This is a genomic window from Frigoribacterium sp. 2-23, from assembly GCF_049601585.1.
Classification (GTDB): domain Bacteria; phylum Actinomycetota; class Actinomycetes; order Actinomycetales; family Microbacteriaceae; genus Frigoribacterium.
On the sequence record NZ_CP187126.1, the window covers coordinates 2,996,077 to 3,019,094 of the forward strand.

The window sequence follows — 23,018 nt, forward strand, 5'->3', positions numbered from 1 at the left end:
GCCGACCTACTTCTTGTCGTTCTCGTCGTCGTCCACGACCTCGGCGTCGACGATGTCCTCGTCGTCCGCCTTGGCCTCGCCGTCGGCGGGGGCGCCGTCGGCACCGGGCGCACCGGCGGCCTGGTCGGTCTGACCCTGCTGGTAGATCGCCTGGCCCAGCTTCTGCTGGCTCTCGTTCAGCTTGTCGAACGCGGGCTTGATCGCGGCCTCGTCGTCGCCGGCGAGCGCGGTCTTCAGCGCGTCGACATCGGCCTGGACGTCGCTCTTGACGTCGGCGGGCAGCTTGTCGTCGTTCTCCTTGATCAGCTTCTCGATCGAGTAGACGAGCTGCTCGGCGTTGTTGCGGACCTCGTTGGCCTCGCGACGCGCCTTGTCTTCGGCCGCGTGCTCTTCCGCCTCGCGGACCATGCGCTCGATGTCGTCCTTGGACAGCGACGAGCCGCCCGAGATGACCATCGACTGCTCCTTGCCCGTTCCCTTGTCTTTCGCGGACACGTGCACGATGCCGTTGGCGTCGATGTCGAACGTGACCTCGATCTGCGGGACGCCACGGGGAGCCGGCGCGATGCCGGTCAGCTCGAAGGTGCCGAGGTTCTTGTTGTCGCGGGTGAACTCGCGCTCGCCCTGGAAGACCTGGATCGCGACGGACGGCTGGTTGTCGTCGGCCGTGGTGAAGGTCTCGCTGCGCTTGGTCGGGATCGCGGTGTTGCGCTCGATGAGCTTCGTCATCGCGCCACCCTTGGTCTCGATGCCGAGGCTGAGCGGCGTGACGTCGATGAGCAGGACGTCCTTGCGCTCGCCCTTCAGCACACCGGCCTGCAGGGCGGCACCGACGGCGACGACCTCGTCCGGGTTGACGCCCTTGTTGGGCTCCTGGCCACCGGTCAGCTGCTTGACGACCTCGGTGACGGCGGGCATGCGGGTGGAGCCACCGACGAGCACGACGTGCGCGATGTCGGAGACCTTGACCCCCGCCTCCTTGATGACGTCGTTGAACGGCTTCTTGGTGCGGTCGAGCAGGTCGCTCGTCCACTGCTCGAACTGCGAGCGCGAGATCGTCTCGTCGAGGTTGAGGGGGCCCTCGGCGGTCAGCGTGAGGTAGGGCAGCTGGATGCTGGTCGAGGTGCTCGACGAGAGCTCCTTCTTGGCCTGCTCCGCCGCCTCCTTCAGGCGCTGCTTCGCGATCTTGTCGGTCGACAGGTCGACGCCGTGCGCGTCCTTGAACTTCTTGATGAGGTGCTCGACGATGCGGTTGTCCCAGTCGTCGCCGCCGAGGCGGTTGTCGCCCGAGGTGGAACGCACCTGGATGGTCGAGAAGTCGTCGTCCTTGCCCACTTCGAGCAACGAGACGTCGAACGTGCCGCCACCGAGGTCGAAGACGAGGATGAGCTCGTCCTCCTTGCCCTTGTCGAGGCCGTAGGCGAGCGCCGCGGCGGTCGGCTCGTTGATGATGCGGAGCACGTTGAGGCCCGCGATCTCGCCGGCCTCCTTCGTGGCCTGACGCTCGGAGTCGTTGAAGTACGCCGGCACGGTGATGACCGCGTCGGTGACGTCCTCACCGAGGTACTGCTCGGCGTCGCGCTTCAGCTTGCCGAGGATGCGCGCCGAGATCTCCTGCGGCGTGTACTTCTTGTCGTCGACCGAGACGGTCCAGTCGGTGCCGATGTGGCGCTTGACCGACGCGATGGTGCGGTCGACGTTCGTGACGGCCTGGCGCTTCGCGGTCTCGCCGACGAGCACCTCGCCGTCCTTCGTGAAGGCGACGACCGAGGGGGTCGTGCGGAGACCCTCAGCGTTCGCGATGACGGTGGGTTCTCCACCCTCGAGGACGGAGACCACCGAGTTGGTGGTACCGAGGTCGATTCCTACTGCACGAGCCATGTGCGTTTCTCCTTCGTTGGTGCGGGTGAGGCAAAGTCTGGGTGCCCGACTTGAGTCGGACAGGCTCAAGTTTCGTACGGGCTCATTTCCCTGTCAAGTTCTACCGCGCAAAGTTGAGCCGTTCTGGCTCAACTCACAGAAACCCTCGCGCTGGGGGTACCGTCGTTCTTCCGCCGTTCACCGCCCGTCGATACCGTGAGCGCATGACGCAGGCGACGCTGGACGACACCGCACCGATCCCGCGCTCGCGGGTGGTCTCCTGGGCGCTGTGGGACTGGGGCTCGGCCGCGTTCAACGCCGTCGTCACGAGCTTCGTGTTCAGCACCTACCTGGCCAGCGGCGCGTTCGTCGACCCGGCCATCGTGCAGGCGGCCGCCGGCGACGACTCGAACCCGGCCCTGATGCTGGCGAAGGCGCAGAACGCGACCGTCATCTCGACGGCCCTGACCGTCGCGGGCATCGTCATCGCCCTGCTCGCGCCGATCCTCGGTCAGCGCTCGGACGGCTCGGGCCGCCGCAAGCTGTGGCTCGGGGTCAACACGGGTGTCGTCGTGCTGGCGATGGTCGCGATGGTGGCCGTCGCACCCGTGCCGTCGTCGCTCGTGCTCGGCGCCGTGCTGCTCGCCGTCGGCAACGTCTTCTTCGAGTTCGCGAGCGTCAACTACAACGCGATGCTCGTGCAGGTCTCGACGCCGAAGACCGTCGGCCGCGTCTCGGGCTTCGGCTGGGGCATGGGCTACGTCGGCGGCATCGTGCTGCTGCTCGTGCTGCTCGTGCTGTTCCTGCAGAGCTTCGGCACGGCCGGGCGGGGCGGCCTGTTGAACGTCGCCTCCGGGACGACCGGAGGCGCGTGGGACGTCCGCCTCGCCGTGCTCGTCTCGGCCGTGTGGTTCGCCGCGTTCGCGGTGCCGCTCCTGCTCACGGTGCCCGAGCTGCCCGCCACCGCCGCCAAGGCCCGGGTCGGGGTGCTGGCGTCGTACCGCCTCCTCTTCCACACCATCGCGGAGCTCTGGCGGCACGATCGCGAGGTGCTCAAGTTCTTGATCGCGAGCGCCGTGTTCCGCGACGGACTCGCGGCCGTGTTCACGTTCGGTGCCATCATCGCGGCGCAGGTCTTCGGCTTCAGCCCGAGCGAGGTCATCTACTTCGCGGTCGCGGCGAACGTCTCGGCCGGGCTCGGCACGTTCGTCGCCGGGCGACTCGACGACGCGCTCGGCGCCAAGACGGTCATCGTCGGATCGCTGACGGGGCTGGTGATCGCGGGGCTGTCGATCCTCGTGATCGGTGACGCGAAGGTCGGATTCTGGATCGCCGGCGTCGCCCTGGCCGTCTTCGTCGGGCCGGTGCAGTCGTCGTCGCGGAGCTTCCTCGCGCGGGTCACCCCGGCCGGCCGGGAGGGCGAGGTCTTCGGCCTGTACGCGACGACGGGCCGTGCCGTGAGCTTCCTGGCGCCCGGGCTGTTCTCGATCTTCGTCGGCGTGACCGGCGACACCCGCTACGGCGTCGTCGGCATCGTGCTCGTGCTCGCGGCCGGGCTGGCGCTGATGCTGCCGGTGCGGGCGCAGGGGTCGTCGCAGCGGCGCATCGGCGAGCGCGCCGACGGCTGAGCCGCGGCAGCGGCGCCCCGGGCCTCCACCCAGGGGAGGACGCCCCGCGACAGGGGCTGCTCGTAGGCTGACGGTCGTGAGCGACTTCGACGACGACTACGAGATCCGCACCTTCCCCGCCGCGATCGACGACCCGGCCACCGACGCGTGGTTCGCCGCGTGCACCCTCGGGTTCCACGGCGGTGTGGCGACCCCCGAGACCGCGTCCGGCGACGCCCGCCGTGCCGTCGCCGACGGACGCGTGCTGACCGGGGTCTATCGCCGCGAACCGCAGAGCGACACGGTCGACGCCGACGGCTGGCCGGTCGCCACGTACGAGACGTTCGGCAAGAGCCTGCACGTCGGCGGCGGCGCGATGCTGCCCGCGCACCTCATCTCGGGTGTCACGGTGCAGCCGACGCACCGACGCCGCGGCATCCTCCGCCGCATGATCACCGACGACCTCGCCCGCGCCGCGAAGTCGGGCTCGGCCGTCGCGGCGCTCACCGCGAGCGAGGGCACGATCTACCGTCGGTTCGGCTTCGGGCCGGCGCTGCGCGAACGCCACGTCACGATCGACGCCCGCCGCCCCGTCACCCTGCTCGGCGAGCCGACCGGCAGCGTCGAGCTCGTCCCCGTCGCCCGGCTCGAGTCGATCGCGCACGACGTGTTCGCCCGCTTCCACGCACGCACGCCCGGCTCGATCGACCGGCACGCGGGCGCGTGGAACCGCACGCTGGGGCTCGCGATCGGAGACGAGGAGAAGCCCGACCGCACGCTCCGCGGGGTCGTGCACCGCGCCTCCTCGGGTGACGGCGGCGTCGGAGACGTCGACGGCTACGCCACGTATCGCGTCACCGAGACCGAGAAAGAGGCCGTGCTGCACGTCGTCGACCTCGTGGCGGCGACCGACGACGCCTACCTCGGCCTGTGGCGACTGCTGCTCTCGATCGACCTCGTGACCCGCGTCACCTGGGACGCCGCCCCGCTCGACGACCCGCTCGTGCACGCGCTGGCCGACAACCGCGTCTACGACGTGCGCCACGAGGAGGACCACGTCTGGTTCCGGCTGCTCGACGTCCCGGCCGCCCTGTCGGCGCGCCCGTACGCCTCCGACGGCGTCGTGACGATCGCGGTGTCGGACGACCTCGGCCACGCGACCGGCACGTACCGCCTCACGAGCGAAGGAGGCACGGGCGCGGTCAAGCGCGCGGCCGTCCGTCGCGCAGACGTCGAGCTGGACGTCGCCACGCTCGGTGCGCTCTGGCTCGGCGGCATCGACCCGGTGACGCTCGCGGCCGCCGGGCTCGTGCGCGAGCGCCGGGTCGGGGCCGTGCAGACGCTGCGCGCCCTGCTCCGCCCGGAGCGCCCGGTCTACGGCGTGACGTACTTCTAGGCGCTGGACACCCGAAAAGGGACGGGACAGCCGGGGGCCCGGCGATGTCTCGTCCCTTTTCGCGTGCAATGCGGGCGCGGCGGCCCGGGCGCGGCGGCCTAGGCGCGCGTGTCGGGCAGGCCGTTGGCCTGGGCGACCGCGCCGTACCAGCGCGCGCTCGGCTTCGGGGTGCGCTCGAACGTCTGCTTGTCCCAGCCGATCAGGCCGAACGTCGGCCGGAACCCGCTCGCCCACTCGTAGTTGTCGAGCGCGCTCCAGTGCTGGTAGCCGAGCACGTCGATGCCCTCGGCGATGGTGTCGTGGATGTGCTCGAGAGCACCCTGCGTGTAGGCGATGCGCCGGGTGTCGTCGGCGGTCGCGATGCCGTTCTCGGTGACCATGACGGGCACGTGGCCGGACAGCTCCCACGCGCTGCGGATGCCCTCGGCAGCGGCGGGCGGGTAGAACTCCCACCCGGTCAGCGTGGTCTCGAGCCCGTCCGCGACGGGACGCGGCCCCTCCGGCCCGATGAACGTCCGGGTGTACGCCTGCACGCCGACGAAGTCGTCGCCGGCCGCCATCTCGCTGTACCAGTCGTCGCGGACGTAGCCGTACTCGCGCAGCTTCTCGCCCGCGCCCTCCTCGTCGAGCGCCTTGAACGCCTGCGTCGCGACGGTCCAGCCCGACTTCACGTGCGGCAGCTGCGACAGCACCTCACGCGAGCGCTGGTGCGAGGCCAGCAGCGCGTCGGCGACCTGCAGGTCGGGGTTCGGCAGCCCGTAGGCGACCAGGTTCGATGCGTCCTCGCCGCCGGCCAGCATGGCGGCGATGTTCGGCTCGTTGATGGTGCAGACGTAGTTCACGCCCTCCGAGACGACGGGCAGCGCGAGCTCGGTGTAGCGGGCGAACAGGTCCGCCGCATCGGGAGCCCGCCAGAAACCGTCCCGCTCGAACCAGCGCGGCACCGTGAAATGCATCAGCGTGACGATCGGCTCGATGCCGAACTCGTGGCACGTGTCGACCATGCGGCGGTAGTGGTCGACCTCGGCGCGGCTGACGAAGCCGCGCTCGGGCTCGATCCGCGCCCACTCGATGCTGAACCGGTACGAGTTCAACCCGAGCGAGGCCAGCGTCGCGATGTCGTCGCGGAACCGGTGGTAGCTGTCGGCCGCGTCACCCGAGGGCTCGACGATCGTGGTGCCCGGCGTGTGCTCGTGCACCCACCAGTTGCTGTTGACGTTGTTGCCCTCGATCTGGTGGGCGGCCGTCGCGGCGCCCCAGAGGAATCCATCGGGGAAGGTCAGCACGGGTGGGTCCTTTCGACACGGTGCAGGGGGGAACAGGGCAGGCGGGACACCGCGACGGGTCGGCCGCGACACGGAAGAACGGTCGGAGAGACAGAGGGTCGGACGAGCAGAGGGTCAGGAGGCGCGGGTCGACGCCCAGAAATCGGCCAGCAGCGAGACGGTCGCCTCGGGCGTCTCGATCTGCGGCGAGTGGAACGCCGCCGCGACGATCTCGTAGCGGGCGCCCAGCCGTTCGGCCATGTCGCGCTGCCACGGGATCGGCCAGGCCGCGTCGAACTCGCCGTGCGCGACCATCACGGGCAGCCCGGTGGCGCGGAGCGCGTCGGTGGTGTCGGACGGGTCCTCGAGCAGCAGGCCGCCGGCGATGACGCTGAGCGGGCTGGTGCGCTCCATCCGCATGCGGACGAACGCGAGGTCGGGGTCGAGCGCCGTCAGTGCGGCGTCGTCCAGGCCGAGCGTGACCGGGTTGACCGCGTCGAAGAGGGCGCGGTTGCCCTGCTCGGCGACGAGGTGGCGTTCGAGGTACTTGCGGTTCGCCCAGCCGTGCGGGCCCGAGCAGAGCATCGTGTACGACGCGAACGACTCCGGCGATGCGATCGCGGCCGCGCGACCGATGACGCCACCGAGGCTGTGCCCCACGAGGTGCACGGGCCGGCCGTCTGCGAGCAGGGCGGCGATGCGCACGATGTCGCGCGCCTCCTCGTCCAGGGTGTACTCGGTCGGTGTGGTCGGGGCCGCGGAGTCGGCCTGACCGCGCCGCGAGACGATCACGGCCTCGTAGCCGGCCTCGGCGAACAGGGGCATCGCGATGCGGAAGTCCTCCTTCGAGCCGGTGTAACCCGGCACGACGAGGACGGTGCCGCGCACCTCGCCGCGCGGCACGACCCGGTAGGCGGTGAGGCGGCCGACCGGCAGGTCGACGGCGACGGTCTCGACGCCGTCCGGGACGGGCAGCTCGCCGAAGACGGACGCGGACGGGAACTCGTGGAGGGTCGTCATGCCGTCGATCCTGCCGCGGCGGCGTGCACGGCGCGCGGGTTCGGCACCGCGTCGAGCAACTGAACCGTGTACGGATCGGTCGGGTGCCGCATCACGTCGGCCGTGACCCCGCGTTCGACCACGGCACCGTCGTGCAGCACCATGATGTGGTCCGTGATCAACCGGGCGCTGAGCAGGTCGTGCGTGATGTAGAGCAGCGAGACGCCCCACTGCTCGCGCAGGTCCTCGAGCAGGGCGAGCACACCGGCGCGGAGGCTCACGTCGAGCATCGAGACCGGCTCGTCGGCGATGATCACCTGGGGGTCGCTGGCGAGCGCCCGGGCGATCACGACGCGCTGCCGTTGGCCGCCCGACAGCTGGTGCGGCAGCTTGGCCGCGAACTGCTCGACCGGCGTCAGACCGACCGTCTCGAGCAGTTCGAAGACCCGGCGCCGCGCCTCCTTGCCGGTCAGCCCGGTGTAGTTCACGATCGGTCGCGTCAGCGTGTACTCGACGGTGTGCAACGGGTTCAGTGCCGCGTACGGGTCCTGGAAGACCATCTGCACGTCGCTGCGCAGATCGCGCAGTTGCCGCTTCTTCAGGCGCGCGACGTCGAGGTCGCCGAAGCGCACGGTGCCCTCGGACGGCTTCTCGACACCGGTGATCAGCTTCGCGATCGTGCTCTTGCCCGACCCCGACTGCCCGACGAGCGCGAGCGACTGCCCCGGCTCGAGCGAGAACGAGACGTCGCGGACGGCCCGCACGGGCTGTTCACCCCGACGAGGAGGCGCGTAGGTCTTGGACACCCCGTCGACGACGATCGCGTTCCGGGCCACCTTGTGGTCGCGGGTGCTGACACTCGGCGTGCTCGTGGTCGTGTCGACGCGCTTCACGCCCTGCGCCTTGCGCAGCGAGCGGTCCTCGAAGCCGGGCAGCGACACCGTCTCGCCGCGCGGGTCGGCGTAGTGCGACAGCAGCATCCGGGTGTAGTCGTCCTGCGGGTCGCTCAGCACCTGCGCGCTCGTGCCGTCCTCGACGATGCGGCCCTCGTGCAGGACGAGCACGCGCTGTGTCGCCTCGAGCACGATGCCGAGGTCGTGGCTGATCAGGATCGCCGTGAAGCCCTCGCTCTGCTGCAGCGCGATGATCGTGTTCATGACGGCGTGCTGCACGAGCACGTCGAGTGCCGTCGTCGGCTCGTCGAAGACCATCAACTGCGGTTCGAGACTGAGCGCGAGCGCGATCGAGACACGCTGGCGCATGCCGCCGGACAGCTCGCCGGGGTACCGGTCGAGCACCGTCGCGGGCAGCTCGACCTTGCCGACCAGCTCGGTCGAGCGCTGCTCCCAGCGCTCGCGCTCGACGTGGCCGTGCGCCTGGTAGATGTCGCGGAAGTGGTTGCGGATCGTACGGACCGGGTTCAGCGCGTTCATGCCCGACTGCAGCACCATCGCGAAGCCGCCCTGACGCTGCTGGCGCAGCGCCTCGACGCCGAGCTCGCGGATGTCCGTGCCGTCGAAGACGATGCTGCCGCCGTTCGTGCGGGCCGGCGGCTTCTGCAGCCGGGTCAGCGCGTAGCCGAGCGTCGACTTGCCCGAGCCGGACTCGCCGACCAGGCCGACGAACTCGCCGCGACGCAGCTGGAACGACACGTGGTCGACGGCCTGCACCGGCGTCGCGCCGGCCGACTCGTAGACGACGCTGAGGTCGCGCACGTCGAGGATGGTGTCGCTCGTGGCCGAGTTCATGTCTTTCGCCTTCATGCCTTGTACTCCGACTCCGTTGCTCGCGGGCCCGAGCCGGACACCCGGAGGCGCGGGTTGCTGACCGCATCGACGCCGAAGTTGATGAGGGTGAGACTCATCGCCAGCAGGGCGATGCAGAGACCGGGCGCGAACAGCAGCACCCACTGCCCGGTGAGGAGGGCGTTCGAGTTCTGCGCCCAGTAGAGGATGGTGCCCCAGCTGACGATCGACGAGTCGCCGAGCCCCAGGAACTCGAGCCCCGCCTCGGCGAGGATGGCGCTCGTCGCGGCACCGAAGAACGAGCCGGCGATGAGCGACGTCATGTTGGGCAGGATCTCGCGGAACACGATGCGTGCCGAGCTCTCACCCGAGAACTGGGCCGCCGTGACGAAGTCGCGCGAACGCAGGGACTGCGTCTGGCTGCGCAGCACGCGAGCCCCCCAGGCCCAGCCGGTGACGACGATCACGGCGATGATCACCGCGATGCCGCCGTTCTGCAGGTACGCCGCGATGACGATCATCAGCGGGAGCCCCGGGATGACGAGGAAGAGGTTGACGATGAACCCGACCACGTCGCCGCCGAAGCCGCGAAGGTAACCCCAGCTCAGACCGATCGCGACGGCGATCAGCGTCGACAGGATGCCGGCGACGAAGCCGACCATCACGCTGATCCGGGCGCCGTAGAGCAGCTGGCTCAGCACGTCCTCGCCGGCGGCGGTCGTGCCCATCCAGTGCGCGGCGGACGCGTCCTGGCTGCGGTCGAAGCCGTTCTCGCTCGCGCCGTAGGGGGCGAGCAGCGGGGCGAACACGGCCATCAGCACGAACACGCCGAGGATGACGATGCCGATCTTGGCCTTCGGGTTCGACCAGATCGTCGCGACGATGCGGCCGACGGTGCGCCACGGGCTCGGCGGGGTGGATGCGCCGGCTCCTTCGGGGAGCCGGACGGAGACGGTGGAGGTCATCGGCGGGTCCTTGGGTCGAGTACGCCGTACAGGATGTCGACGAGGAAGTTGGCGACGAGCACGCTCACGGTGATCATCAGGAAGAGGGCCTGCATCAGCGGATAGTCCTGACCGATGACGGCGTTGAACAGCAGGTAGCCGATGCCGGGGTAGCCGAACACCTGCTCGACGAGGATCGAGCCGCCCACGACACCGCCGAGCGACAGCCCGAACCCCGTCAGGTTCGGCAGGATCGCGTTGCGGGCGGCGTAGCGCACGGCGACCGTGCGACCGCGGAGGCCGTTCGCCTCGGCGAACGTGACGTAGTCGTCGCCCAGCGTGCCGATCATGGCGTTGCGCATGCCGAGGATCCAGCCGCCGAGGCTCGTCACGAGGATCGTGATGGCCGGCAGGACCGCGTGGTACAGCGCGTCACCCGCGAAGCCCGGCGTCAGGGCCGGCGTGTTCGTCGGGCCGTAGGCGCCGCTGGTCGGGAACCAGTGCAGCACGTAGCCGAGGAAGAACAGCAGCAGCAGGGCCGTCCAGAAGTACGGGAACGTGCTCATGAAGCTGCCCGAGAGCGTCGGCAGGGAGTCGAGCCAGGTGCCGCGTTTCCAGGCCGCGCCGACACCGATCAGGGTGCCGACGACGAAGGCGATGATCGTGCAGAGCCCGACGAGGATGAGCGTGTACGGCAGCGCCTGGCTGACCAGGTGCGAGACCGACTCGGGGTAGAACGTGTAGCTCACCCCGAAGTCGAGGGTCACGACCTGGCGCAGGTAGCCGACGTACTGCTGCCAGATGTTGCCGTCGGGCACACCCAGCTGGGCCTCGATCGCCCGACGGGTGGCGTCGGTGACCGGGCCGTTCTGCGACAGCTTCGCGATCGCGGCGTCGGTGGGCGAGCCCGGCATCAGCCGGGGCAGGAGGAAGTTCAGCGTGACCGCGGCCCACAGCGTGAGCACGAACAGGCCGATCTTCTGACTGGCGTACTTCACTTGTCGCCACCGTCCATTCCGGTGCGGTCGACCCGCTTGAGGTGCGTGAACATCAGCAGGGGTGCCCAGTCGTAGGTCTGCGGTGCCGTGTAGGGATCGGCGGCGCTCGGCCAGCCGGTGAACTTCGACGTGTTGAACAGACCCCAGAGACCGCCGTGGTACATGCCGATCACGGGCACCTGGTCGTAGACGACGTTCTGCAGCCGGTAGATCAGCTGCTTCTGCGTCGCGGTGTCCGTCGTCGACTTGTACTGCGTGAGCAGGTCGTCGACGGCCGGGTCGGAGAAGCGCTCGAAGTTGTTCTGCGTCGACTCGCCGACCGGCTTGAAGAACTCGCTCGAGAGCAGGTTGTTGTACGCCTGGAAGATGTCGCCGTTGCCCATGCCGCCCATCGCCACGTCGAAGTCGCCGTTGTTGATGGCCGACTGGTAGCCGGCAGGCTGCGGGGCCTTCACCGTGACGTCGATGCCGATCGCGCCCAACTGGCGCCGCACCTCCTGGACTCCCCTCAGCCAGTCGCTGTAGCCGTTCGCCGTCGTGATGGAGAAGGCCAGCTGCTTGCCGTCGGGGCCGACCAACTGGTCGCCCTGCAGCGTGTAGCCGGACTTCGCGAACTCGGCGAGCGCCGCGTCGCGGTTCTGCGTGATCATGCCGCCGTCGGGCAGCGACGGGTCGAGCCACTGCTCTTGGTTCGGCATGATGAGCGCGGTCTGCGAGGCCGCCGTCAGATACCCCTCGGTCGCGGTCTCGGCGATCGCGTCGCGGTCGAGGGCCTTCGAGATGCCCTGCCGCACGTTGACGTCGTCGAACGGCGCCTTGGTCAGGTTCGGCATGAGACCGACGACGCCTCCCGGCGGGAACCAGTACTGGTTGTCGGGGTTCGCGGCACCCCAGGTGCCCTCGACGTCGGAGATGAACGAATAGGCCCAGTCGTAGCCGCGCGTGACGGTGTCGAGCTGGTTGTTCGTCGCGGGCAGGATCAGGTGCTCGATCTCGACCTTGTCGGCCTGCCAGTAGTCGTGGTTCTTGTCCATCGTGTACTGCTGCGACGAGAAGTTGCCGAGCGTGAACGGGCCGGTGCCGACCGGGTTCTCGTTGCGCCACGTGACCGGGTCGTCGACCTTCGACCAGATGTGCTCGGGCACGATCAGCGTGAGGCCGATGATGACCGTCGAGGGCACGTCGTCGGTCTTGAGGTGGAAGACCACGTGCTCGGCGCCGTCGTCGCCGGTCGTCTTCTCGATCCGGTCGATGTGCGTCCAGGCACCCCGCACGTCGAGCGGCGGGTTCTTCTTGATCAGGTCGAACGTGTACATCACGTCGTCGGCCGTGAAGGGCGTGCCGTCGGACCAGTCGACGCCCTCGCGGATGGTCATGTCGACGGTGCGCGCGTCGGGCAGCTGCACGTCGGAGGCGAGCCACGGGTGCTGTTCGCCGTCGAGCACGTTCGTGACGATCAGCGGCTCGTACATGTAGCTGGACGCGACGCGCTTGTTCGCCAGATAGGGGTTGAAGTTGCGCTCGAACATCGGCGAGCCCTTGTCGGCGTTGATCAGCATCGTGTCGGCGCCGATCGTCGGATCGGGTTCGCTCTTGATCTGGATGCTGCAGCCGGTCACGAGCAGGGCAGCCGTGACGGCGAGCGCGGCGGCGCGCAGGGCACGGCCTGGTCGGGTTGTGAGCTTCGTCGCCACGGGTCTCTCATTCGTCGTCGAGGTGAGCGTGTTCAGTGTAAGCGCATACATTCGGTTGGCGCAACGGTCGCGGGCCCGCGGGCCGCGCTGGTGTGGGTGGTGTCGCGCCTCGCGCGTCCTGGCACCGCGCCTCCTGGCACCGCGCCTCCTGTCTGCTGCCACCGCGCCTCCGGAACCTCGTTCTGATCGACGCACCTCGTTATACCGCGGTGCGGTGATCGGAACGAGGTGCGGCGGGGGCGGCCGGCGCGCCGGCCGCCCGTGCCGGCCGCCCGCGCCGGCCGCGATCGTTCGACGGCGAGAGACTCGGGCGCGTCTCCAAGGCTCGCGCGCGAGAATCGGAGTCGACCCGCCGCCCGCCGACCCCCGAGGCCCATGCTCACGTCGTCGCACCTCGCCACGCTGCGCTCGACGCTGCCCCTCGTCGCGGCGGCGGCCGACGACATCGCCGACGACTTCTACGCCCGGCTCTTCGCCGACCGGCCCGACCTGTTGCGCGACCAGTTCAACCGCGGCGACCAGGCGCAGGGCCGCCAGCAGCGGGAGCTCGCCCGCACGATCGTCGCCCTCGCAGACGACGTCGTCGGCACCCAGGTCGGCTCGCACGTCCCCCAGCTGCCGGGCACGCACACGACGGTCGGGGCCGACTCGGCCGGCTCCGATTCGCGGGGCAGCGGCTCGGCCGGCGCCGGCTCGGCGAGCGCCGGCTCGGCGAGCGCCGGCTCGGCGAGCGCCCGCGAGGCCTCCGCGGCGGTCGCCGTCGCGCCGTGGTCGGTGTCGGCGCCCGCGTCGTGGGCCGTCCGGTCGGCGGCGCGCGAGATCACGTCGAGGCTCGCCCAACGGCACGCGGCCCTGCGCATCGGGCGCTCCGAGTACGACCTCTTCGAGCGCCACCTCGGGGCCGCGTTCGCCGCCGCCCTCGGCGACGCCTGGACCGAGGAGGCGCGCGAGGCCTGGTCCACCGTCTACCGTCAGACCCGTGACGAGTTGGTCACGTCCGTCGAGGCGGTCTACCGAGCCGCCGACCAACCGCTCGACGACGACTGGCGCGAGGCCCTGATCACCGACTACCGGCTCGTCGCCGAGGACGTCGTCGCCCTCACCCTCGTCTCGGCCGACAGCGAGGCGCTGCCGCCGTACCGGGCCGGGCAGTTCGCGTCGATCCAGGTCGTGCTGCCGGACGGCGCGCGGCAGATCCGGCAGTACAGCCTGCGCGGCGGCTCCGACGAGCAGTGGCGGATCAGCGCCCGCGTGCTGGACGGCGAGGGCGTCGTGCCCGACGGCGAGGTGTCGACGCACCTGCGCGACCACCTCTCGGCCGGCGACGTCGTGTCGGTCTCGCCGCCGATCGGCTCGCTCACCATCGACGAGCTCGACGACGCGCCCCTCGTGCTCGTCTCGGCCGGCATCGGCTGCACCCCGGTCCTCGGCATGCTCGATCATCTCGCCCGCACCGAGCCGACCCGCGAGGTGACGGTGCTGCACTTCGAACGCACACCCGAGCGGCACGCGCACCGGGCCGAGTTGGAGGCGCTGGTCGCCTCGATGCCGAATGCGCGCCTCCGGGTCAGCTACACGGGCGGCAGCCTGTCGGCGTTGTCGGCCCTCGGCGTGCCCCTCTCGGAGGTCTCGCTCGACGGCGTCGGCGCCTATCTCGAGCCGATCGACCTCGACGTGGCGCGGCTGACGGCGTCGCATCGCGTCTTCCTGTGCGGGCCGGTGCCGTTCATGGCCATCGCCCGGGCCGCCCTGATCGAGCACGGGGTGCCCGCGAGCCGGGTGCACTATTTCGTCTTCGGGCCGGACGACGGCACCGTCGTCGGCGCGGACACCGGCCAGCGCCGGCCGCAGCCGTAGCGACGGGTGGTCTGTTCGCGTGCCGCGGGCTCGAACGCGGGCGCGGGCGCGGGCTCGGGCTCAGCCGCGGTCGACCGCGGGGCAGCTCTCGCGCAGCAGCACGTCCACGGGCAGCGTGATGCGCTGCGGCTCGAGGGACGAGTCGGTCAGCCGCGTCACGATGCTGCGCACGGCGACCCGGCCGAGTTCGGCCATGGGCTGCCGCACGGTCGTCAGGCGCGGCGTGGAGAACCGTCCCGCATCGATGCCGTCGAAGCCGGTCACGAGCACGCGGCCCGGAACATCGACCCCCTCGCGGGCGAAGACGTCGAGCACACCGAGGGCCGTCTGATCGTTCGCGCAGACGATCGCGCGGAGGCCGTCGCGGTCACGTCCGGCCGATTCGTCGTCGAGGAGGCGCGGTGCGAGTCGCTCCGCCACCGCACGTCCGCTCGCCCGGCTGAAGTCGCCCGGCTCGACGCGCACACGGATGGCACCCGAGCCGGTCGCCTCCACCGCGGCGACCGCGGCGTCGAAGCCGGCGTGTCGATCTGCCTCGTCGGGCGAATCGGCCGGCCCGGAGACGTAGAGGATGTCGCGGACGCCGTGCTCGGTGAGGACGAACTCGGTGAGCGCGCGCATCCCGGCGGCGTTGTCGACGCTCACATGGTCGAGGTCGTCGCCCGGTCGGGAGTCGGCGAGGACGACGACGGGCATCCGCCGGGAGACGTGCGCGAGCAGATCGTCGGGCACCGTCTGGGCGAGCACGGCGAGGCCGTCCACCCGACCGGCGATGTCGTTGACCATGACCTCACGGCTCGACCCGCGACCGGCGGCGACCATCAGCGCGAAGCCGCGCCGCCAGGCCTCGACCTCGGCGCCGCGGAGCACCTCGTCGAAGTAGAGGTTCGACGGGTTGGCCCAGTGCCGCGCGGTCGGAGCAGTGGGCTCGGCGGGCGCATCGGATGACGTGCGTGCGTCGGGTGCGGCGGGGTGCGAGCCGGCGCGGCCGCTGGGCCAGCCGATCGGGTCGCGGTCGTCGATGAAGGGGATGAGGTTCGGGTCCGCGGCGCGCGACCAGTCGGGTTCGGGCTCGTCCAGGCCGTCGTGCCCGGGGAGGAACAGCCCGAGAACACCCGTCCGACGACCCGCGAGACCACGAGCGGCCCCGCTCGGCACGTAGCCGAGTTCGCGGACCGACGCCATGACACGGCTGCGCGTCTCGGGCCGGACGTCATCGGGACGACGTAGCACCCGGGACACCGTCGCGATCGACACACCGGCGTGTGCCGCCACGTCGTACACGGTGGGGGCCTTCGTCACGGATACCTCTCGGCCGGTGGAGCAGGGCACGGTTGCCGACCATCCTAGGTCGGCGACGCCGACGCCCCCGTCAGCGGTGGTCCGCTGCGGGGGCGTCGTCCAGCATCACGCGGGGAGCTGCAGCACCTGTCCGACCTCGATGAGGTTCGGGTTCGGCACCGTCTCGAGGTTGGCACCGGCGAGCGTGACCCAGCCACCGCTGATGCCGAGCTCGCGAGCGATGCTGTCGAGCGACTGGCCGGCCTTGACCGTGTAGGTCTGGCCACTGGTCGGCACGGCCGCGATGGCCGGTGCCACGGGCGCGGCGGCCTTCGCGGGGGCCTTCGCGACGTGGCGGCCACCCGAGCTCTTTCCGGTCGACGGCGCGGCCTTCGTGGCCGGAGCAGCCTTCGTGGCCGGGGCGGGAGCCGCGGCCGTGGGCGCGGCACCGCTCTTGCCGCTCAGCCCCAGCTTCGCGGAGCAGGACGGCCAGGCGCCCCAGCCCTGCGACGCGAGGACGCGCTCGGCGACCGCGATCTGCTCAGCGCGGCTGGCCTGCGAGGCCGAGCCCGTGCCTCCATTCGCTGCCCAGGTCGAGGGGCTGAACTGCAGCCCGCCCGAGTAGCCGTTGCCGGTGTTGATGGACCAGTTGCCACCGCTCTCGCACTGGGCGATGGCATCCCAGGTCGAGCCGTCGGCCGCACTGGCGGGGGCTGCGGCGAGGCCGACGCCGGCGCCGGTCAGACCGACGAGGGCGAGACCGCCGAGGAGTGCGCGGGTTCGGGTGAGTGTCTTCATGTGTACTGCTCCGTCGAGACCTCCCCGAACGGGCACGCCGAAGGCTGCTCGCTGCTGCCCGCCTCGTCGTCAGAGGGGTTCGTGTGGCCAAGGCTTCCGCGGCCGGGGCAGCAGGGGGGTGACGCACGGAGCCGAGCGGTGGGCGCCCGCTCGACGGCGGACGCTTCACGTGTCCCGGAGTGGGACGGTCGGCCACACTAGTCACGGCATTCCGACGAATCCAACCGGGACCGAGTTGTCCACCCCGCCGGAGGCGCGGGTCGCGAACGGCGCGATCGGTGCGCTCATGCGGATCGACAGGGGTGTTTCTGCGTTAGCTGTGAATCGCGATCATGGGTCGTGGCGACGGTCGGCGACCCGATCGTCGGGACCCGCGGCTGGGCGACGGTCACGCGCCGGGGCCTATCGTGGCCCGGGTCACGAAGGAGGCACCATGCCGATCCCCACCGTCACGTTCCGCTCGGGTCAGGTCGTGCCCGCGCTCGGGCAGGGAACCTGGGCGATGGGCGACGATCCACGCACGCGCGATCGGGAGCTGGACGCGCTGCGGACCGGTCTCGACGCCGGCCTGACGCTGGTCGACACGGCCGAGATGTACGGCGCCGGTCGATCGGAGGAGCTGGTCGGCGAGGTGATCTCCGGCCGTCGGGACGAGGTGTTCGTCGTCTCCAAGGTGTTGCCGTCGAACGCGACGCGGCAGGGCACCATCGACGCGTGTCATGCCAGCCTGCGACGTCTCGGCACGGATCGGATCGACCTGTACCTGCTGCACTGGCGCGGCCGGGCGCCGCTCGCCGAGACGGTGGACGCGTTCTCCCAGCTCATGGCCGACGGCGCGATCGGCGCGTGGGGCGTCAGCAACCTCGACGGGGCGGACCTCGCCGATCTGCCCGCGGGTGCCGAGCCCGCGACGGACCAGATCCTCTACAACCTGACCCGGCGGGGGCCCGAGTTCGATCTTCTGCCGTCCCTGCGGCAGCGCCGCATTCCCGTGATGGCATATTCGCCGGTCGAGCAGGGTCGACTGCTCGGCCACCCCGAATTGGCGGCGGTCGCGGATCGTCACGACGCGTCGACCGCGCAGATCGCCCTGGCCTGGACGATGCGGTCGGGACAGGTCGTGGCGATCCCCAAGGCGAGCAGCGCCGAACACGTCCTCGAGAACGCCCGCGCCGTCGACATCGAGCTGACCGCCGACGATCTGGCCGACCTCGACGCCGCCTTCCCCCCGCCGACGCGCCCCCGTCCGCTCGAGATGATCTGACGCGGCCGGCGCCCTCGCGCCTTTGCGCCTTTGCGCCCTTCGCAATTTGCGACCGTTTCGCAATTCGCGACCGGCGCGAGGCCGCATAACGAGGTGCGAAGGCCGAACGGTCGCATTGTGCCGCCAGCGGCCAGCCGCCAGCCGCCGGCGGCGAGCGGCTGGTCGGTGCCGTGGACCGGCTACCGGCCGGCACGACGAAGCGCCGCCCACCCGACGGGATGAGCGGCGCTCCTGTTCGCTGTGCGGCTACTCCGCGGTGTTGCGACGGCGGCGGGCGGCGAGCAGCACGCCCGCACCGGCCAGCATCAGCAGCAAAGCACCGGCGACGAACGGTGTCGGCTCCGAACCCGTGTAGGCCAGGGCGCTGGTCGAGCCCGCAGGTCGGATCGGCGTGAGAGCCGAGCCGGCCGGGTCAGGAGCACCCGGGGTCGTGACCGGAGGCACCACGGCCGCCGGGACGACCGAGAACAGCACCGGCGTGGAGAGCGTCGAGGTCGTCCCGTCGGGCAGGTTCTGCAGCGCGGTGACTCCGAAGGCGCCCGTCGGCACCGCCGAGAACGACACCGAGTAGGCGCCGGTCGCGTCGGTCTGGAACGTCGCGACCGCTCCACCGAGGGTGGGGTCGTACGGCACCGGCTCGGCGGCCGCCGCCGCGGCAGCGGCGTCGAGAGCGGCACCGAAGAGACCGCGCTGAGCGACCTCGGCGACGAGGGCGGACTGCGTCTGCTCGGTGGCGGCCACACGAGCCGACCGCGAGGGCGGAGTGCCGGGCGTCTCGAGGCCGTCGAACTGATCCGCCGTGGCGATCAGCACCGTCACGAGGGCGTTCGGCTGTGCGACGCCGGCGACGGTCACCGTGCCGGTCTCGACCGAGGAGCCCGCCGTGGGAGCGGTGATCGACGGCCCGGCGATCGCGGCCGACACCTCGACCTCGACGGTCGCCTCGGACCCCTGGGCTCCCGTGAGCGTCAGCGTCAGAGGGCCCGTCGGGGCCGATGCGGCGAGCCGCGCGGCGTCGTCGATCCGGCCGAGCGCGTCGGCCGTCACCTCACCCTCGAGACCCGCGACGGTGACGACCTCGCCGGGGACGAAGTTCGACGCCAGGAGGCGGAAGGGCTTGCCGGCCTGGACGGCACCGTCGGCGACGGCCGCGACCGGCGGCAGGTCGAGGTCTTCCGTCACCGCGGCGAAGGCGTTGACGAGACCGGCCCCGAAGTAGCGGGCGTCGCCCATCGGGATCGCCTGCTTCTTCAACAGCGCCTGCAACTGGGCCGGCGACGCATCGGGGTGGGTCGACGCGAGCAGCGCCGCCACACCGGCGACGTGCGGGGACGCCATCGAGGTGCCGTTGTACTTCGCGTACTTGCCACCGAAGACGGTGCTGAGGATGGCCGAACCCGGTGCGGCGATGTCGATCACGCCGGTGCCGTAGTTCGAGAACGACGACTTGATCAGCGAGCCGTCGGCCTTCTGTGCGACCGAGGCCACCGTCACGACGCCGTCGATCTCGGTCGGGATGTCGGAGCAGCCGGTCGAGACGTCACGACCCGTGATCGGTGTCGTGTCGTTCGGGCCCGAGTCGCTCGTCGTCTTGTTGGCGAGGTCGTAGTTCGAGTTGCCGGCCGCGGCCACGTTCAGCACGCCGCGCGTCTCGGAGTACTTCACCGCGCGGGTGACGGCTTCGAGCGCCGGAGCCTGGTCGGCGTCCGTGCTGCACCAGAACTCCCACGGGTCGACGTAGTAGCTGTTGTTCGTCACGTCGAAGTCGTGCTCGGCTGCCCACATGAAACCGCAGAGGGCGTACTCGGGGTAGATGAAGCCGTCGTAGCTGACGACCTTGACACTGGCGAGCGTCACGTCGGGTGCGATGCCGACGATGCCGACGCCGTTCTCGGCCGCCGCGATGGTTCCGGCGACGTGCGTGCCGTGCGACTCGCTGTCGTCCTTCGGGACCCAGGCCGCCTGCGACTGATCCGGGATGCCGTTGACGGCACAGCCCACCGAGAGGGACGGGTCGACCTGGCCGGCGAGATCGGGGTGGGCGACGTCGATGCCGCTGTCGAGCACACCGACGACGACCTTCGGGTCGCCCTTGGTGATCTCGTGCGCCTCGGGGGCGCCGATGGCCTTCATGTCCCACTGCTCCGACTCGAGCGGATCGGCCGCGACCGCCTGCTCACCGGCGGGCAGGTCGATGCTCTGCTGCCCCGAGCCGGTCGGTGCGACGGGCCCCTCCGACACTGCGGCGGTCCGCGTCGGACCGGCCGACTCGACGCCGACGGCCGCGCGGACGGCCGCGAGGAACTCGCCGTCCGTCGACTGCGCCGTCACGACGCCGATCTCGTCGTACTCGCTCAGCACGACGCCGCCCGAGGCGACGACCGCCTCGGCGGCGGCCGTCGTGGCGGCGGCACCCGTGGTCGTCGAGTTGACGACGTAGTTCATCAGCACGCCGTCGGCGACCGTGGCGTCGGCCGACGGCAGCTCGGCGGCCACCGCCTCGGTCTCGCCCGTGCCCGCTGCGTCGGTGACCACGGACTCGTCCGACGTCGAAGCCGGCGCCTCTGCGGACGTGTCGGCGGCCGCACCGGCGGACGACTCGGTGGTCGCCGCGTCGCCCGCGGCAGCCGCGTCGGCCGTGTCGGCGGCGCTCGTCGTCTCCGCGGCTCCGCTCGTCTCGGCCGTGCCGGTGGCCTCGTCGGCCGCGGCGTCGTCGCCGTCGGCCGCGAAGGCGGTGGTGGGTGCGAGCACGAGGGCGCTCGCGAGCGCCAGGGCGGTCGCGTAGCGCGCGCCCCGACGTCGGGTGATTCTGATCACGTAGTCACTCCTGATAGTCGATCGCCCGCGGACGGGCGAGGCACTCGCGAGGTGTCTTCGCCGGCCCCCAGACCGAACGACTCCCGAGTCGAATGACCCCAGGTTAGGGGTAGGACGTTTCGTCTGCGTTACATCGTGAACAATCCGTTACGGACTCCCCGTGTGGAGGAGTCATCGGCAACACCCGACGCACAACGCGCCTCGGGCTGTCGCACCCACCCGCGGGCACGATGCGACCGTTTCGCACTGTGCGACCGTGCTGCGCGCCCGGAACGAGGTTTTGGGCCGAAACGGTCGCACATTGCGAAGAAGAAAGCGCGGGGCGAGGGGCGCGCGCAGGAGGCACGGCGACGAGTCGTCCACAGGGCGGGCGTATTACGCAGGGTTGCCGTGGGCGGCGCCGATGTCCTCCGTCGTCCGTAGCCTGGTGCGCATGGCCTCGACCGACACCATCTCGAATCTGCTCGACGAGCGGCGCACGTTCGCCGTGCCTCCTCGGCTGGCGCAGACGGCGAACGTGACGGCCGACGAGCACGCCCGCGCCGCGGCCGACCCCGTCGCCTTCTGGGAGGAGGCGGCGCGACGACTCGACTGGGACACCCCGTGGCACACCGCGCACACCTGGGAGGGCGTGCGCGAGGGCGCCGACGGCGAGCTGACCGTGCCCCGTGCGACCTGGTTCGAAGGCGGCACGCTGAACGTCGCCGTCAACTGCGTCGACCGGCACGTGGCGGCGGGTCGAGGCGACAAGGTCGCCCTGCACGTCGAGGGCGAGCCCGGCGACCGACGCGACATCAGCTATGCCGAGCTACAGCGCGACGTGATCAAGGCGGCCAACGGGCTCCGGTCCCTCGGCATCGGCCAGGGCGACCGCGTCGTCGTGTACCTCCCCGTCATCGCCGAGACCATCGTCGTCACGCTGGCCATCGCGCGCCTCGGCGCGATCCACTCCCTCGTCTTCGGTGGATTCTCGGGCGAGGCCCTCAAGTTCCGGGTCGAAGACACCGGGGCGAAGCTGCTCGTGACGACCGACGGCCAGTTCCGCCGCGGCACGGCCGTCCCGGTCAAGGCGAACGCCGATCACGCGGTCTCGGGCGAGAACCAGATCGAGCACGTGCTCGTGGTGCGCCGCACCGGCGAGCAGACCCCCGACGTGCCCTGGGTCGAGGGGCGCGACCTCTGGTGGCACGACGTGATCGACGACCAGCCCGAGACCGACTCCCCCGAGTCGTTCGACGCCGAGACACCGCTGTTCATCATGTACACGAGCGGCACGACCGGCAAGCCGAAGGGCCTCGTGCACACGAGCGGGGGCTACCTGACACAGGCGAGCTACACGCACTGGGCCGTGTTCGACGCCAAGCCCGACGACGTGCACTGGTGCACGGCCGACCTGGCCTGGGTCACCGCTCACACCTACGAGATCTACGGCCCGTTGTCGAACGGTCTCACCCAGGTCATCTACGAGGGCACGCCCGACACCCCGCACCCCGCGCGCCACCTCGAGATCATCGAGCGCTACGGCGTGACGACGTACTACACGGCTCCGACGCTGGTGCGGACGCTGTCGTCGTGGTTCCCCGATGGGCTGCCCGACACGTACGACCTGTCGTCGCTGAGGCTGCTCGGCACCGTCGGCGAGGCGATCAACCCCGAGGCGTGGGTCTGGTTCCACGAGCAGTTCGGGCGCGGTGAGTGCCCGATCGTCGACACCTGGTGGCAGTCCGAGACGGGTGCCGCCGTCATGGCGCCCCTGCCCGGTGCCGACACGCTCAAGCCGGGCTCGTCGCTGCGAGCGCTGCCCGGTCTCTCGACGGCGATCGTCGACGACGACGGCACCCGCGTCGCGAACGGAGCCGGCGGCTATCTCGTCGTCCAGCAGACCGGGCCGTCACTGGCCCGCACCGTCTGGGGCGACCCCGAGCGCTACCGCGACAGCTACTGGGCGAAGTACTGGCGTCAGGGCTGGTTCTTCTCCGGTGACGGGGCGAAGTACGACGACGACGGAGACATCTGGCTGCTCGGCCGGGTCGACGACGTCATCAACGTGTCGGGCCACCGCCTGTCGACGATCGAGATCGAGTCGTCACTGGTCGCCCATTCCCTCGTCGCCGAGGCCGCCGTCGTCGGAGTCGCCGACGCGCGCACCGGCCAGGCGATCGCCGCGTTCGTCGTGCCGGCCACCCGACCCGAAGGAGGCACGGTGCGCGACGCCGGGTCCGCCTCCGAACCGCAGGTGTGGGCTCCGCTCGCGGCCGAGCTCTCGGCCGCCCTGCGCGCCCACGTGGCCGAGCAGATCGGCCCGATCGCCAAGCCCGCGACCGTGCTCGTCGTGCCCGACCTGCCGAAGACCCGCTCGGGCAAGATCATGCGGCGATTGCTCGGCGACATCTCGGACGGACGCGAGCTCGGCGACACGACGTCCCTGCAAGACGAGACGGTGCCGGGCCGGATCGCGGCGATCCGCGCGGAGGCGACCCGCGCCTCCTGACG

At 70.8% G+C, this 23,018-nt stretch carries 15 protein-coding genes; 5 read left to right on the forward strand and 10 right to left on the reverse strand.

What is annotated here, in order from left to right:
* Positions 1 to 6: 6 nt before the first annotated feature.
* A complete protein-coding gene (gene dnaK / locus ACPEEZ_RS14015) occupies positions 7 to 1,881 on the reverse strand; it encodes a molecular chaperone DnaK (RefSeq protein ID WP_423920317.1) in 1,875 nt (624 codons plus the stop codon).
* 203 nt (positions 1,882 to 2,084) lie between these two features.
* Between dnaK and ACPEEZ_RS14020 the strand changes: the two genes are divergently transcribed.
* Positions 2,085 to 3,488, forward strand: coding sequence for an MFS transporter (locus ACPEEZ_RS14020; RefSeq protein WP_423920320.1), 1,404 nt, complete (start codon positions 2,085 to 2,087; stop codon positions 3,486 to 3,488).
* A 76-nt stretch (positions 3,489 to 3,564) separates the two neighbouring features.
* Positions 3,565 to 4,863: a GNAT family N-acetyltransferase gene (locus tag ACPEEZ_RS14025; RefSeq protein ID WP_423920323.1), complete on the forward strand. Its 1,299-nt coding sequence runs from the start codon at positions 3,565 to 3,567 to the stop codon at positions 4,861 to 4,863.
* 98 nt (positions 4,864 to 4,961) lie between these two features.
* Here the strand turns inward: ACPEEZ_RS14025 and ACPEEZ_RS14030 are convergent, their stop codons facing one another.
* The 6 genes from ACPEEZ_RS14030 to ACPEEZ_RS14055 form a co-directional block, all read right to left on the reverse strand.
* Positions 4,962 to 6,149, reverse strand: coding sequence for a glycoside hydrolase family 1 protein (locus ACPEEZ_RS14030; protein ID WP_423920326.1), 1,188 nt, complete (start codon positions 6,147 to 6,149; stop codon positions 4,962 to 4,964).
* 114 nt (positions 6,150 to 6,263) lie between these two features.
* On the reverse strand, positions 6,264 to 7,148 hold the full coding sequence (locus tag ACPEEZ_RS14035; protein WP_423920328.1) for an alpha/beta fold hydrolase: 885 nt from the start codon (positions 7,146 to 7,148) through the stop codon (positions 6,264 to 6,266).
* Positions 7,145 to 8,875 carry an ABC transporter ATP-binding protein gene (locus ACPEEZ_RS14040; RefSeq protein WP_423920331.1) on the reverse strand — a complete coding sequence of 577 codons (1,731 nt, stop codon included), beginning with the start codon at positions 8,873 to 8,875 and terminating at the stop codon, positions 7,145 to 7,147. Before ACPEEZ_RS14040 ends, ACPEEZ_RS14035 begins: the two co-directional genes overlap by 4 nt.
* An 11-nt stretch (positions 8,876 to 8,886) precedes the next feature.
* A complete protein-coding gene (locus ACPEEZ_RS14045; protein ID WP_423920334.1) occupies positions 8,887 to 9,837 on the reverse strand; it encodes an ABC transporter permease in 951 nt (316 codons plus the stop codon).
* The gene (locus tag ACPEEZ_RS14050) at positions 9,834 to 10,814 is read right to left on the reverse strand and encodes an ABC transporter permease (protein WP_423920337.1); all 981 of its coding nucleotides are present in this window, start codon (positions 10,812 to 10,814) and stop codon (positions 9,834 to 9,836) included. The genes ACPEEZ_RS14045 and ACPEEZ_RS14050 overlap by 4 nt, the downstream gene beginning before the upstream one ends.
* Positions 10,811 to 12,508, reverse strand: a complete 1,698-nt coding sequence (locus ACPEEZ_RS14055) for an ABC transporter substrate-binding protein (protein ID WP_423920340.1) — start codon at positions 12,506 to 12,508, stop codon at positions 10,811 to 10,813. Before ACPEEZ_RS14055 ends, ACPEEZ_RS14050 begins: the two co-directional genes overlap by 4 nt.
* Before the next feature lie 375 nt (positions 12,509 to 12,883).
* Between ACPEEZ_RS14055 and ACPEEZ_RS14060 the strand changes: the two genes are divergently transcribed.
* A complete protein-coding gene (locus ACPEEZ_RS14060; protein WP_423920343.1) occupies positions 12,884 to 14,365 on the forward strand; it encodes a globin domain-containing protein in 1,482 nt (493 codons plus the stop codon).
* Positions 14,366 to 14,425: 60 nt separating this feature from the next.
* On the opposite strand, the gene ACPEEZ_RS14065 is transcribed toward ACPEEZ_RS14060, so the two are convergent.
* Together ACPEEZ_RS14065 and ACPEEZ_RS14070 are read right to left on the reverse strand one after the other, a co-directional pair.
* Complete coding sequence (locus tag ACPEEZ_RS14065) at positions 14,426 to 15,667, reverse strand: LacI family DNA-binding transcriptional regulator (RefSeq protein WP_423920346.1); 1,242 nt, start codon at positions 15,665 to 15,667, stop codon at positions 14,426 to 14,428.
* Positions 15,668 to 15,772: 105 nt separating this feature from the next.
* On the reverse strand, positions 15,773 to 16,444 hold the full coding sequence (locus ACPEEZ_RS14070) for a transglycosylase family protein (protein WP_423920348.1): 672 nt from the start codon (positions 16,442 to 16,444) through the stop codon (positions 15,773 to 15,775).
* A gap of 433 nt (positions 16,445 to 16,877) precedes the next feature.
* Here ACPEEZ_RS14070 and ACPEEZ_RS14075 point away from each other — a divergent pair, with 433 nt between their 5' ends.
* Complete coding sequence (locus tag ACPEEZ_RS14075) at positions 16,878 to 17,708, forward strand: aldo/keto reductase (RefSeq protein ID WP_423920351.1); 831 nt, start codon at positions 16,878 to 16,880, stop codon at positions 17,706 to 17,708.
* Positions 17,709 to 17,954: 246 nt separating this feature from the next.
* On the opposite strand, the gene ACPEEZ_RS14080 is transcribed toward ACPEEZ_RS14075, so the two are convergent.
* The gene (locus ACPEEZ_RS14080) at positions 17,955 to 20,525 is read right to left on the reverse strand and encodes a S8 family peptidase (protein ID WP_423920354.1); all 2,571 of its coding nucleotides are present in this window, start codon (positions 20,523 to 20,525) and stop codon (positions 17,955 to 17,957) included.
* 433 nt (positions 20,526 to 20,958) lie between these two features.
* Between ACPEEZ_RS14080 and acs the strand changes: the two genes are divergently transcribed.
* Positions 20,959 to 23,016: an acetate--CoA ligase gene (acs, locus tag ACPEEZ_RS14085; protein ID WP_423920356.1), complete on the forward strand. Its 2,058-nt coding sequence runs from the start codon at positions 20,959 to 20,961 to the stop codon at positions 23,014 to 23,016.
* The last annotated feature ends 2 nt before the right edge of the window (positions 23,017 to 23,018 follow it).

What these genes read in the sequence shown, in the direction of transcription:
- ACPEEZ_RS14045 (WP_423920334.1), bottom strand. Translation starts at nt 9,837, where the DNA reads ATGACCTCCACCGTCTCCGTCCGGCTCCCCGAAGGAGCCGGCGCATCC.
- ACPEEZ_RS14020 (WP_423920320.1), top strand. Translation starts at nt 2,085, where the DNA reads ATGACGCAGGCGACGCTGGACGACACCGCACCGATCCCGCGCTCGCGG.
- acs (WP_423920356.1), top strand. Translation starts at nt 20,959, where the DNA reads ATGGCCTCGACCGACACCATCTCGAATCTGCTCGACGAGCGGCGCACG.
- dnaK (WP_423920317.1), bottom strand. Translation starts at nt 1,881, where the DNA reads ATGGCTCGTGCAGTAGGAATCGACCTCGGTACCACCAACTCGGTGGTC.
- ACPEEZ_RS14040 (WP_423920331.1), bottom strand. Translation starts at nt 8,875, where the DNA reads ATGAACTCGGCCACGAGCGACACCATCCTCGACGTGCGCGACCTCAGC.
- ACPEEZ_RS14060 (WP_423920343.1), top strand. Translation starts at nt 12,884, where the DNA reads ATGCTCACGTCGTCGCACCTCGCCACGCTGCGCTCGACGCTGCCCCTC.
- ACPEEZ_RS14035 (WP_423920328.1), bottom strand. Translation starts at nt 7,148, where the DNA reads ATGACGACCCTCCACGAGTTCCCGTCCGCGTCCGTCTTCGGCGAGCTG.
- ACPEEZ_RS14075 (WP_423920351.1), top strand. Translation starts at nt 16,878, where the DNA reads ATGCCGATCCCCACCGTCACGTTCCGCTCGGGTCAGGTCGTGCCCGCG.
- ACPEEZ_RS14070 (WP_423920348.1), bottom strand. Translation starts at nt 16,444, where the DNA reads ATGAAGACACTCACCCGAACCCGCGCACTCCTCGGCGGTCTCGCCCTC.